Here is a 12,343-nt window from a genome sequence, read left to right as displayed (position 1 = left end):
CGGGGAGGCCTGATGGACTGGGATAAACTGAAATCCTTTCACGCTGCTGCAGAAGCTGGCAGCCTCACCGCCGCCGGCGAACGGCTAGGTATTTCCCAGTCTGCCGTGTCGCGGCAAATTTCTGCCCTGGAAGAACAACTGGGTGTTTCGCTGTTCCAGCGCCATGCCCGCGGCCTTGTGTTGACCGATGCAGGGCACACGCTTCACCGCTCCACAATGGACATGTCGTCAGCCGCCCAGATGGCGAATGCCGCCCTGCGCGACCAGCAGGATACCGCGCAAGGTGACCTCGTTGTGACAGCGCCCGTTGCCTTTGGGTCGACCTGGCTGGTTCCCCGCCTCGGCAACTTCATCTCGGCCAATCCTGACATGCGGGTCGATCTTCGTCTCGACGATGGCGAAACCTATGACCTCCTCAAGCTGGAGGCCGAATGCGCAATCCGGCTATGGGCGGCTGAAAAGTCGGACCTGATCCAGCGCAAGCTCGGGACTGTGGCGACCAATCTTTATGCCACGCCTGAATACCTGAAGCGGCACGGGACACCGCGCACGCCGCAGGATCTCGATAATCATCGCATCATTGGCTATGGCACCGAGAAATCGATGCTGGACGCGATGAGCTGGGCCCAGCGGATTGGGCGCGACGACACGCTGCCGCGTAAGGCCAGCCTGTCTGTGAACAATGTGCCTGCCATGCTGCGCGCGGTTGAAGCGGGTCTCGGCATCGCCGACCTGCCAGACTATATGGCGAGCGCATCACCTCGCCTTGTCCGCGTGTTGCCGGACCATACCGGCCCGACATTCGATCTCTACTTCATCTATCCAAGCGACCTGAAACGCTCAAAGCGCATTGCGGCCTTCCGCGACTTCCTCACGACAGAAGTCGAAGCGATCAAACGCGAAAGCATCCAACTTCGCGCTAGTTGACTATACATTCATGCAAAAATGCATGGCTTGCTTACTGATTCGCATCTTGGCTTTTCAGGGGCCGATCCCTACTTCTTGGGTTGAGCCGTGGTCCCGGCCTTTACAGCCAATCCCCTCCGATTGGTCGTTTCCTCCCTTAAAGTAGGGACCCACTTGATAAAAGCCCGGCGCGAGATTTCGCTGCCGGGCTTATTTTTTGTCACATTTATGCAATTTTTCAGAGGCTGGAGCGCAACATCCAGGCCGTCTTGTCCGCAATTGTGGCCCGCTGGGTCAGCATATCAGCCGTGACATCATCAAAATCAGCGACGGCGGCAATGCCATCCTTTGCGGCGCGGGCAACTGCCTCGTGCCCCTTGGAGAGGTTGGTCACCATCGCTTCAGCATCCGGGACCCCATTATCGGCGCGGATCGTCGCGTAGGAATACATCTCTTCTGGCGACGCGGGCGCGTAAAAGTCGAGCGCCCGGATACGCTCTGCAAGCTCGTCCAGCGCCTGCCAGAGCTCGGTATACTGCTCCATGAACATGGTGTGCAGCGCCTGAAAGCGCGGGCCGGTGACGTTCCAGTGATAGCTATGCGTCTTGGAATAAAGCGCATAGGTCTCGCCGAGCACCTTGCGGATCGCTTCGACGGATTTTTCTCTTTGTTCGTCGCTCAGACCAATATCGATCGGCATTTTCAAGTCTCCTCAGTTATTGATGCAGTCTATGTGGGCACTAATTTCACAAGAGCCAATCAATTACACCCGGCCGACATATAGAAAATTCCTATTTCAGGGCGGCGCAGAACCGCTTGATGCGCGTCATGGCGTCTTCGAGCGCTTCCGTCGATGTCGCATAGGAAATGCGGAACGCTGGCGACAGGCCGAATGCCTCGCCGAAAACCACGGCCACTTTCTCTTCTTCCAGCAAAGCCGCCGCGAAATCCTTGTCCGAAGTAATCTTGCTGCCGGCCGGCGATGTCTTTCCGATCACACCCGCGCAGCTTGGATAAACATAGAACGCGCCTTCCGGCGTGGCGCAGCTGAGGCCCTCGCACTCATTCAAGGCTTTCACGACCATGTCCCGACGGGATTTGAACACCTCATTGCGCTCGGCAAGAAAACCGTGATCCCCATTCAGCGCCGCCACGCTGGCCCACTGGCTGATCGAGCAGGCATTGGATGTCGATTGCGACATGATCTTGCGCATGGTCGCGATCAGTTTTTCGGGGCCGCCCGCATAGCCGATGCGCCAGCCTGTCATCGCATAGGCCTTGGACACGCCATTGACGGTCAGCGTGCGCTCGTAGAGCTTCGGCTCGACCTGCGCGATCGTCCAGTATTCGAACCCGTCATAGACGAGGTGTTCGTACATATCGTCAGTCATCACCCAGACATGCGGGTGCTTCAGCAGCACGTCTGCGAGACCGCGCAACTCCTCTTTCGTATAGGCCGCACCGGTAGGGTTGGATGGCGAGTTCAGGACAAGCCATTTCGTATTGGGCGTGATGGCGCTCTCCAGCGCTTCAGGCGACAGCTTGTAGTTCGAGTTCGGGCCACACTGAACGAAGACCGGCGTACCACCGGCCAGCAGCGCCATGTCCGGATAGCTCACCCAGTAAGGCGCCGGGACGATGACTTCGTCGCCGGGGTTCAGCGTCGCCATGAAGGCGTTGTAGAGCACAGCCTTGCCGCCCGGCGAGACGTTGATCTGGGATGGTTTATAATCAAGGTCGTTATCGCGCTTGAACTTGGCGCAGATCGCTTCCTTCAGTTCAGGAATGCCATCGGCCGGCGTATATTTCGTCTTGCCGTCGTGAATGGCCTGGATGGCGGCTTCCTTCACATGGTCTGGCGTATCGAAATCGGGTTCACCGGCCCCGAGGCCGATCACATTGATGCCAGCGCGCTTCATTTCATTGGCCTTTGTCGTCACCGCAATGGTGGCGGAAGGCTGTACGCGTTCAACGGCTCGGCTCAATGTGAGGTCGCTTGCCATGAAAAAGGCTCCTGTCTGTCTTGTGCAGCGCATCCTTACGACTGGCTCATTCGACACGCAAGGCGACAGATTATCTGTGTGGCCCGGTCAGGGCTGCCACCAGCGAATGCATCAAATTTTACGCTTCGGTTTTAGTTAATTTTCGCCTCTTCGTATTAGCCTTGGCGGATCATCTGAACTTGCCCAGGGGGGCTGGTCGGAGAATGCTCATGATTAACGCGGCAGCAAGAACGCCCTTCGAAAAGATCTACAGCGACGTCAAGGCTGAAGGTGTTCGTCTCTATCACGAGACGATTCACTGGCTCATGCAAAGAAGCGATGCCGAACAGCTCGTCATCGCCTGCATATTCATCCTGCTGCTTCTCTGGCTCATGATCCGCATGTCCATGCGCAAGAAAGATGGCGGCACCGGCCGCAATTTTGGCGGGTCAGTCGTCCTTATCATGGTGTTTGCCTTCGGCCTCGGCTGGATGCTGGACAGCGGCGGCGGCAGCCTGTCTTTCATGTTTAACACCTGACACACGCGCGCTAGGCGAACGGGCCCGCAGCCCCTAGATTGGCGTCATGTCTGACTCGCCCACATCACAGGCGCCGAAACGCGGCGTCGATGTCATCAAGGACAACCTGAAACGCCTGCCTGCCAAGCCGGGCGTCTACCGCATGTTCGGCGCAAAAGATGAGGTGCTCTACGTTGGCAAGGCGCGGAACCTGAAAGCGCGGGTGTCGAACTATGCGCGCCTGGGCGGACACACCCAGCGCATTGCCGCGATGATCGCGCTCACGGCCCGCATGGAGTTCGTCGTCACGGAAAGCGAGACAGAGGCGCTGCTTCTGGAAGCGAGCCTCATCAAGTCGCTTCGGCCGCGTTTCAATATCCTGCTGCGTGACGACAAGTCTTTTCCCTACATCCTCATCCGGCGCGATCATGATTATCCGCAGATCCTGAAATATCGCGGTTCCAAACAGGACAGGGGCGACTATTTCGGCCCCTTTGCGAGCGCCAATGCCGTGACCCGCACGCTGGATACGCTGCAGAAGGCCTTCCTGCTGCGCACGTGCGAGGACAGCGTCTTCTCCGTGCGCAACCGCCCGTGCATGCTGCACCAGATCAAGCGTTGCTCTGCGCCCTGCGTCGGCCTTGTCAGCGAGCAGGAATACACCGCGCTCGCCGACCAGGCAGCGGACTTCCTGCGCGGCAAGGGCGTCGACCTGCAAGCAGAGCTGGCCAGGGACATGGAAAATGCATCCGAAGAGATGGACTTCGAGCGCGCCGCCAGTCTCCGCGACCGGATCCGCGCCCTCGCCGTGGTGCGCGCCCAGCAGGACATCAATCCGGACGGGATCGAGGAAGCCGACATCTTTGCGATTGCCATGGAGGGTGGGCAGTCGGCCGTGCAGGTCTTCTTCATCCGGGCCGGTCAGAACTGGGGCGCGACCATCCATTTCCCGAGACATGAGAAAGATGAGACCCAGGAGGAAATTCTCTCTGCCTTTCTGGTGCAGTTTTACGACAAGCGCCCTGCCCCGCGCCTGATCCTCACCAATGAGGATCCCGACCAGCGCGAGCTTATCGGCGAAGCCCTTGAGCTGAAGGCTGATCGCAAGGTCGAGATCCGCACACCTCAGCGCGGGGAGAAACGCGAGCTGGTCGCCCAGGCAACCCGCAACGCGGCCGAAGCGCTTTCGCGCAAACTTGCAGAGACGGCGAGCCAGCAGCGCCTTCTGAAAGACCTCGCCAAGGCGCTTGATCTGCAGGAGCCACCCAAGCGCGTCGAAGTGTACGATAACAGCCACATTCAGGGGTCGAACGCGGTTGGCGGCATGGTCGTCGCGGGCCCCGAGGGCTTCATCAAGGGCCAGTATCGCAAGTTCAATATCAAGGATACGGCGCTCGAACCGGGCGATGATTACGGCATGATGCGCGAAGTCATGACGCGCCGCTTCAAACGCCTCCTGAAAGAGGCGGACGAACAGAGCCTGCCGATCAATGAGCTGGAAACCTATCCGGATCTTGTCCTGATCGATGGCGGGCTCGGTCAGCTTAGCGCCGTCACCGAAGCGATCAGCGAGCTTGGGCTCACGCCAGACGACATCACGCTGGTCTCTATCGCAAAAGGGCCGGACAGGAATGCGGGACGCGAAAAATTCTTTCGCCCGGGCCGCTCCCCTTTCCAGCTGCCACCTGATACGCCCGTCCTGTATTACCTGCAGCGTCTTCGCGATGAAGCGCACCGCTGGGCGATCGGCGCACATCGCTCGAAACGGTCCGCTGACATAAAATCCTCACCGCTGGATGAGATTGAAGGCATCGGGCCTTCGCGTAAAAAAGCCTTGTTACACAGGTTCGGATCGGCCAAAGGCGTGTCACGGGCAAAGCTTGTCGACCTCGAAAATGTCGACGGCATCAACCGCGCCCTTGCGGAGCGCATTTATGGTCATTTCAATGGAGGCTAGGCGCGCGTGGGGCTGAAGTGGTTGCCGAATACTGTCACCATCCTCCGGTGCGTTCTCGCCATCTGGGTGGGTTATCTGATCCTGGAATTTGGACGGCATCTCGATGCGGGACGCGAAGCGGGCTACTGGGTTTTCATTCCCTTTGTCGCCTTCGTGATCATCGGCGCCACCGATTGGGTGGATGGTGCGCTGGCGCGCGGCCTGGACGCCGTCAGCCCGCTCGGCGCTCGGCTCGATCCAATTGCCGACAAACTCCTGACTGGCGCATGCCTGCTCACGCTCGCCCACCTCGACAGCTGGACATGGATGGTCTCCATTCCGGCGCTTGTCATCGTCGGGCGGGACCTCCTGATGACAGCAATCCGCGAATCGCTGGGCAATCCGAAAAACCTCAAGGTGACCAGTGCCGCCAAATGGAAAACCGCGGTCGTCCTCGTTGCGATCGGGGCCTGCCTCCTGGGCATGGCCATTAGCGAACTGGCGCATTACGCCGAACGCTTTTCACCCGCCTGGATCGCGACGCGCACCGTGCTGATGGCAGGTATCGTTGGCATATGGGTGGCGGCCTTTCTGTCGGTTGTGACGGCGGTCGACTATATCTCGGCGCTCCGCCGGCAAGATAATTGAGCTACCAATGGCCGTCGGATGGCCCGTCTCCATAGACCTCAGCCAACCGTCTTTTTGTTCCGGGCGTGGCATCATCTGGCGGCCTGAGCGGATCAACCCACAAACGCTCTGAAATCTCCCCCCGGCTGGTTGGCTCAGTCACCGACCAGAGGTCCGCACCGATCCGGTAGAGAACGACATGGTCATTGGGAAAGACGTTGTGATTGGAGTAGATTCCCACCAGATGCGGTTTGCCCGTCAGGGTTGCTCCCGCCTCCTCGACCAGTTCGCGGTGGAGCGACACCTCAACCCGCTCACCCTTTTCGACGCCACCGCCCGGCAGAAACAGGCCGGACGTGTAGGTGTGGCGAACCAGCAAGACGCGGCCTTCGCTGTCTTCCAGCATCGCTCTCACGCCAAGCGTCTTCGGGCGGCTGAACCGAAACCAGGACTGGAAAATTCGCGTACGGAGTCTTGTCATGTTTACCGCTTCCGGTGAATTGAACCCTCGCCAAATGAGACAACACAGTCTATCAAGCCCCGCAACAATGGGTATTCAGGGTAGCTAATCATGTTTGCATTCATCGCAATCGGCGTCACAGTTGCAGTTTTCGGGCTTTTGAATCTGATCGACTATCGCCGTATCGACTAAGAGGTCTTCCTAGATTTGCCAGATCTGGCGCTCCTTGCAGCCCTTGTTGGCGGGCTCGTCATTCTTGCCCTCGCGGGCGACTTTCTGGTCAATGGCGCTATGGACGCTGCACGGCGTCTCGGCATTTCGCCGCTTGTCGCGGGGATTCTGATCGTCGGGTTCGGTACCTCCGCGCCTGAAATGGTCGTCTCCTTTGACGCTGCATCGAGTGGCCAGCCCGGCCTCGCCATCGGCAATATCGTCGGCTCCAACATCGCCAATGTCTGGCTGGTGCTTGCCGCCCCGGCCATGCTTTTTCCAATCACAGCCAGCCAGTTCGGCCTGCGACGGTCGTTCTGGTTCATGCTCGCCGTAACGGCCGGCTGGATTGCATGGACCACATACCACCCGCTTACACCGCTCTTCGGTCTCGCGCTGCTTGGTATCCTGCTCCTCTACAGCTTCATGATGCTGTGGTGGACGTCATCGGCGCTCCGGAAGGGGGTCGATGTCGGCCTTGAAGAAGGCGACGAGCTGAAGACGTTCACCATGGTTGCGAGTCTGCTCGTCGGCATTGTGGGCCTGCCCTTGGGCGCGCATCTGATTGTGGAAGGCGGCACAGGCATCGCTCGGACCTATAACGTCCCGGAAGAAATTATTGGCCTGACGCTGCTCGCGATTGGCACGTCGCTGCCGGAACTGGGCGCGGGCCTTGCCGCCGCCATGCGAAAGCGCGGCGATGTCATTATCGGCAATGTCATCGGCTCGAATATCTTCAACCTCGCCGGCGCCGGCGCCATCATCTCGCTGTTCGGACCGACTGATCTTGCGCCCACCTTCCCGCAATTCGACCACTGGATCATGGCAGCAGCCGCCATCACGCTCGGCCTGTTTGTCATTCCGCGAAACAAGATCACGCGCCTTGCCGCGCTCGCCATGGGCCTTACCTATTGCGTCTACATCTACGGGCTGGTGAACGGCTGGAACATATTGGGCGGAGTGGAAAGTCTCCTTGGCGGCAACTGACCAGAATACACGGCGCGCACTGATCACTGGCGCAGGCAAACGGATTGGACGGGCGCTCGCCGAAGCGCTCGGCGAGGACGGATGGGCGGTGGCCGTTCACTACCGCTCCTCGGCCAAGGGCGCAGAAGAGACCGCCAAGGCGATCGAAGAGGCCGGCGGCAAGGGCGTCATCGTCCAGGGCGATCTCACCGAGGAAAAAGACCTCCGGCAAATCGTACCACTTGCTGTCGAAAAGCTTGGTGGCCCGCTGACACTGCTCGTCAATTCCGCCTCGACCTTTGAGCCAGATACCGCACGCGACCATGACCGCCAGGGATGGGACTTCCATTTCGATGCCAATTTGCGCGCACCCATTGCGCTCGCCCAGGCCTTCGCGAACAATCTGCCCGAGACCGAGCGAGGACTGGTCGTCAACCTCATCGACCAGCGCGTCTGGAAGCTCAATCCGCAATTCTTCACCTACACCCTGTCGAAATCTGCCCTGTGGACGGCGACACAGACGCTGGCCCAGGCGCTGGCGCCAAACATCCGCGTCAATGGCATCGGTCCCGGCCCGACGCTGAAAAGCGTCCACCAGAGCGAGGAAGAGTTTGACGCCGAGCGCAAGGCGACGCTGACACAGGAAGGCTCGCGGCCGGAAGAGATTGTCCGCGCTCTGCGCTATCTCATCGAAGCGGACAGCGTCACCGGCCAGATGATCGCTGCCGATGGCGGCCAACACCTGATGTGGCAAACACCGGACACCCAGATTTGATGGATTTTTCTTCCGATACATCAGCGCCGGCCCATCCGCGCGTGATCGAAGCGCTTGGCCGCGTGAATGAAGGCTACCAGCCAAGCTATGGGAATGACGCCATCACCGCCGAATTGCGGGGACTGCTGTCACGGGTCCTGGAAACCGAAGATTTCGATTTCTGGCTTTGCGCGTCCGGGACCGCATCGAACGCGCTTGCGCTGTCCTGCTTCTGTCCACCAACAGGCGCCATTCTTTGTCATGCAGAATCGCACATCGCCCGCGATGAACGCGGCGCGCCGGAGTTCTTTTCAGGCGGCGGCAAGCTGCACTTGCTGGGAGGGGTGGGCGCGCAGATCGATGAAACGGAATTGCGCGGCGCGCTGGCCCGGATCGACCATGATTTCGTCCACGAAACGCCGGCGCACGTGCTGTCTCTTACCAATCTCACCGAAAGCGGCACCGCCTATCCCGCCCAGCAGATCGCCCACTATGCCGCACTCGCCAAAGAGGCAGGGCTGACGGTCCACCTCGACGGCGCGCGCCTGGCCAATGCCCTCGTCTCCTCCGGCGCCAGCGCCGCAGAGATGAGCTGGAAGGCCGGTATCGACGTGCTCAGCCTGGGCCTGACCAAGACGGGCGCGATCGGTTGCGAGATCATCGTCCTGTTCGGCGAGGCCCGCTCGAAGCTCGCCGACCTGAAAGCGCGCGCCAAGCGCTCAGGCCATATGCCACCGAAAATGCGATACCTCGCCGCGCAGGCCATCAGCCTGCTCACCGACGATCTGTGGCTTGACCTGGCCGGGATCGCCAATCAGCGCGCCCAGGAAGTCGCCAATATGCTGTGCAAGGCAGCGGGCACCGAACTGGTTCAGCCCGTGCACGGCAATGAGATTTTCGTCCGCCTTGATGAGGACACCGCTGCAAAGCTGCGGGCGGCTGGCGCGGTCTTCTACACCTGGCTGGACGGAAGCTCGCGGCTGGTTACGAGCTGGGCGACGGGGCCAGAGACTATTGACGCGGTTGCCTCAGCGATCAGCTAAGGCGTCCGGATTGCCATCATAGCCATCCTTCAGCCAGATCTTCAGATGTGAAAAATACTTATCAACGTCGAGCGGCGCATGCTCCTTACCGTTGAGCAGCTCCTGATAAAGGATCGCGAAGATGGACGACGCCATCAGCATCACCGCGGCGGAATGCGCCGCTTCCGGCGTTTTCGGGCCGTTCGGCGAGCCTTTCAGCTTGTGTTTGATCGCCTCGATACCTGGCGTCAAGATATAATCGAGATAGGCCTTGCGAGCGGCCTCATCGACCATGCTTTCCCGAATGCCCAGGCCATGCGCCTCAATGTATCGGGCATCGCGTCGGTACTGGCTGACAGAGTCGAGATAGGAATCGACGGACCCGCGCAGGCTGTCTCCAGGTTCGGCGACGCTCTCGCGATAATGAGCGACCGTTTCGCTGATATGTTTGAACACAGCCACCAGGACGCCGCTGCGATCGCCGAAATAGTGCCTCAGGGTTGGCTCTGACGTGTCTGCTGCGATGGCCATCTGCCGAAAGGACGGGGATTCAATCCCCGGAGACTGCACATAGTCTGCGACGGCTTTTACCAGAGCTTCTTTTTTCTCTTCAAAGTCCTGATTGCGCACGCCCGCAGGTCTAGACATACATGGCCCTCCCAAGCCCTTTGATCCTTTTTTTTGGCGCGTCCAAAAAAGGACGGGACCGGAAGTTGCCCTCCGGTCCCGCCTTTGATTATTGCACCAGCACGGATCTGTTACATCGCGCATGGTGTACCCATACGTCAGCCTCGCCGAGGCCTATACCGAGCATACTGGTCAGGCTTTCGACGATTGAATCGACCGGGCCGGCTGCAGACTGAAGTGTGCTGTTCACCAGGCCCTCCACGGTTGTTGGCGTCGTCAGGGAAAGGCCCGCGACATCGATGTCATAATTCATGGTTCCAATCGTGGAGGCAATGGCACCGCGCAAGGCCTCACGAGTCTCGACCGTTTTCGGGTCTCCTCCAATATCCCACTCATGGAAGCGCAGCGTTCGCGCGTTCGGAGATGACAGGCTGGTGCGCGATGAGCCACGAACCTCGATCAGGCGGGCATTGAGCAGACGGGCCTGCTTTAACTCCTGGTCCTCATTCAAAGCCACAAGACCATCCTTCAGATCCGCGATCTGAAGCGTCATGATCGACGGCTGGACTTCTACATCGACGCGCTGGACCTGCGTGTTATTGTCGGTGCAGATCACGTCGACAATGCGCGCTTCGGCGGAAGCAAGCTCGATATAAAGCGGCAGACGAACAAGATCACCGCCAAGCAAACTTCCGGCACTCACAGACGTATCTATGAAGAGACGCAGCTGAGCGGTCGAGACCATCGACGAGCCATCATCCGTCAGCGAAAACCAGCTTGCCGATTGCGGACGCTCACCGACCAGCAAGGAAATCCTGGTGTCTACAAGGCCTGGCACAGACGCACCGAGGTCAAGGTCGACCTGATTGTCACCATTGGCGGCAATCGCGCTGGCCGTCAGCATTTCGACGGCGTCCAGGTCGAGATCCATATCGCCGTCGACACTGCCGAGTTCAGCCCGGCCGAGGGGGCCGAAGTCGTACAGCTGCGCGAGTGGAACGGTCAGATCCGCCATCGCATCATCGCCCGCGAGTTCACGCAGCACCGTTTTGGCCCGTGCAGACCCATCGCTAACGTCTGCCATCGCGTCGAAAACCTGGGCCAGAGACACATCGCTCTCCAGCACATCGTCGTAATTCACGGCGGTGAGATCGAGATTGCTGGCCAAGGCATCGGAAAACTGCAGGAGGTCCACGTCAGCATCCAGCAAGGCGTTGTAATCCATCGCCGAGAGCGAAACTTCAGAGCCTGTCAGGCCGGACAGCAAAGCGTTGACAAGTCCGCCCTCAAGACTGACCAGCCGGGACCCGATGGACATTGCGACTTGTGACGACACGGTCGCCGTACCGGACACAGAAATCGCCGTGCCACCCTCGCCCAGGAAGTCAAAATAACGGGCCGGCGCATCTTTCAAAGAGACGCGGACGGCGTTTACCGGCTCGCCACCAGGTACGAACCGAACACTGTAGGCGAGCTCTTGGTCGGGGACATACCGACCAAGCTCCACCGAAATTCTGTTATCATACCCTTCCAGCGCGAGCTGTCGGTGGCTCTCGGCCTGGTTGCGGAGCGTCTCGGTATCAAGGGACCCGAAATTGTTGTCGGCAAGAAGCGTATAAACGGCTTTTTCAGCATCGTCGACGTTCGCTGCGGCCGCGATAGCGGCAATATCAGCAAGCCCCTGAAGCCGGCGCTTCTGCTCAGACGTTGCGCCGATGTCGACCGCAAAAGCCGCCATCAGGACAATGATCGGTGCCATCATGGAAACGATTATGACGACCTGACCCGATAAATCGTCGGCGAGCTTCCGGCAGAACCGGACATATGGGAGTGACGGAAGGGACAACATATCAGTATCCGCCTGCGCGGATCAGTGACGTACGTGTGATCGTTTTCTCCGGCATGGGCAGCCCATTGTAGAGATTCCACACGGGCAGTTCGCTTGCGTCATAGGACACAGTCACAACCAGGAAGTCGGAACGCTCCTCATTGGCCGATACCTGTATCCCAACATGATCGTCCAGAAGCAGGCCACCCTCTTCCAGAGCGGTTGTGACATAGGCATGAACGAGCTCCTGGCGCTCTTCCATGTCGAGACCGCCCATTGCCGCGCGCGCACTGTTGGCCGCAAGTTGTTGCACAGAGTGCGCGGCGCCGAAATACACGCCGTATGCAATAATACCGAATACGAATAGAAGTAATAAGGGAACGACAATCGCGAATTCTATCGCAGCAACACCATCATTACTTTTAGCAAATTTTGGTCGATTACTCATTCTGTTACCTGTTTCTCAAGCACATCCATCAGGCTCAGGGCAGGTTTCTATTTTTGGTT

At 59.2% G+C, this 12,343-nt stretch carries 13 protein-coding genes; 7 read left to right on the top strand and 6 right to left on the bottom strand.

The genetic code is table 11. The annotated features are described in order from the left end of the window. Positions 1 to 12 precede the first annotated feature (12 nt). Positions 13 to 927 carry a LysR family transcriptional regulator gene (locus tag WNY37_RS03405; RefSeq protein ID WP_342972053.1) on the top strand — a complete coding sequence of 305 codons (915 nt, stop codon included), beginning with the start codon at positions 13 to 15 and terminating at the stop codon, positions 925 to 927. Between the two features lie 217 nt (positions 928 to 1,144). Here the strand turns inward: WNY37_RS03405 and WNY37_RS03400 are convergent, their stop codons facing one another. Beyond that, the gene (locus WNY37_RS03400) at positions 1,145 to 1,606 is read right to left on the bottom strand and encodes a Dps family protein (protein WP_342972052.1); all 462 of its coding nucleotides are present in this window, start codon (positions 1,604 to 1,606) and stop codon (positions 1,145 to 1,147) included. Between the two features lie 91 nt (positions 1,607 to 1,697). Beyond that, positions 1,698 to 2,909, bottom strand: coding sequence for a pyridoxal phosphate-dependent aminotransferase (locus WNY37_RS03395; RefSeq protein WP_342972051.1), 1,212 nt, complete (start codon positions 2,907 to 2,909; stop codon positions 1,698 to 1,700). Positions 2,910 to 3,118: 209 nt separating this feature from the next. On the opposite strand from WNY37_RS03395, the gene WNY37_RS03390 reads away from it, so the two are divergent. The 3 genes from WNY37_RS03390 to WNY37_RS03380 are packed head-to-tail and all read left to right on the top strand — an operon-like array spanning position 3,119 to position 5,990. Further along, positions 3,119 to 3,427: a hypothetical protein gene (locus WNY37_RS03390; protein ID WP_342972050.1), complete on the top strand. Its 309-nt coding sequence runs from the start codon at positions 3,119 to 3,121 to the stop codon at positions 3,425 to 3,427. 46 nt (positions 3,428 to 3,473) lie between these two features. After that, a complete protein-coding gene (gene uvrC / locus WNY37_RS03385; protein WP_342972049.1) occupies positions 3,474 to 5,363 on the top strand; it encodes an excinuclease ABC subunit UvrC in 1,890 nt (629 codons plus the stop codon). A gap of 21 nt (positions 5,364 to 5,384) precedes the next feature. Next, positions 5,385 to 5,990: a CDP-alcohol phosphatidyltransferase family protein gene (locus tag WNY37_RS03380; RefSeq protein WP_342972048.1), complete on the top strand. Its 606-nt coding sequence runs from the start codon at positions 5,385 to 5,387 to the stop codon at positions 5,988 to 5,990. Between the two features lies 1 nt (position 5,991). Here WNY37_RS03380 and WNY37_RS03375 read toward each other — a convergent pair whose 3' ends face one another. Further along, positions 5,992 to 6,450, bottom strand: a complete 459-nt coding sequence (locus WNY37_RS03375; RefSeq protein WP_342972047.1) for an NUDIX domain-containing protein — start codon at positions 6,448 to 6,450, stop codon at positions 5,992 to 5,994. 186 nt (positions 6,451 to 6,636) lie between these two features. On the opposite strand from WNY37_RS03375, the gene WNY37_RS03370 reads away from it, so the two are divergent. From WNY37_RS03370 to WNY37_RS03360, 3 genes are read left to right on the top strand one after another with little or no spacing between them, the layout of a single operon-like run. Beyond that, the gene (locus tag WNY37_RS03370) at positions 6,637 to 7,626 is read left to right on the top strand and encodes a calcium/sodium antiporter (RefSeq protein ID WP_342972046.1); all 990 of its coding nucleotides are present in this window, start codon (positions 6,637 to 6,639) and stop codon (positions 7,624 to 7,626) included. Next, on the top strand, positions 7,613 to 8,380 hold the full coding sequence (locus tag WNY37_RS03365; RefSeq protein ID WP_342972045.1) for an SDR family oxidoreductase: 768 nt from the start codon (positions 7,613 to 7,615) through the stop codon (positions 8,378 to 8,380). The genes WNY37_RS03370 and WNY37_RS03365 overlap by 14 nt, the downstream gene beginning before the upstream one ends. Further along, positions 8,380 to 9,402 carry a beta-eliminating lyase-related protein gene (locus tag WNY37_RS03360; RefSeq protein WP_342972044.1) on the top strand — a complete coding sequence of 341 codons (1,023 nt, stop codon included), beginning with the start codon at positions 8,380 to 8,382 and terminating at the stop codon, positions 9,400 to 9,402. The genes WNY37_RS03365 and WNY37_RS03360 overlap by 1 nt, the downstream gene beginning before the upstream one ends. Here the strand turns inward: WNY37_RS03360 and WNY37_RS03355 are convergent. The 3 genes from WNY37_RS03355 to WNY37_RS03345 form a co-directional block, all read right to left on the bottom strand. After that, positions 9,388 to 10,029, bottom strand: a complete 642-nt coding sequence (locus WNY37_RS03355; protein WP_342972043.1) for a hypothetical protein — start codon at positions 10,027 to 10,029, stop codon at positions 9,388 to 9,390. The two genes, WNY37_RS03360 and WNY37_RS03355, sit on opposite strands and share 15 nt — an antisense overlap. 88 nt (positions 10,030 to 10,117) lie before the next feature. Further along, on the bottom strand, positions 10,118 to 11,857 hold the full coding sequence (locus WNY37_RS03350; RefSeq protein ID WP_342972042.1) for a pilus assembly protein TadG-related protein: 1,740 nt from the start codon (positions 11,855 to 11,857) through the stop codon (positions 10,118 to 10,120). Position 11,858: 1 nt separating this feature from the next. Further along, complete coding sequence (locus WNY37_RS03345; RefSeq protein ID WP_342972041.1) at positions 11,859 to 12,284, bottom strand: TadE/TadG family type IV pilus assembly protein; 426 nt, start codon at positions 12,282 to 12,284, stop codon at positions 11,859 to 11,861. Positions 12,285 to 12,343: the final 59 nt, after the last annotated feature.

Source organism: Henriciella sp. AS95, from assembly GCF_038900055.1.
In the GTDB taxonomy this organism is placed as follows: Bacteria; Pseudomonadota; Alphaproteobacteria; order Caulobacterales; family Hyphomonadaceae; genus Henriciella.
Note: the sequence above shows the minus strand (reverse complement) of the source record. Positions and strands in the feature narration are given on the sequence as shown.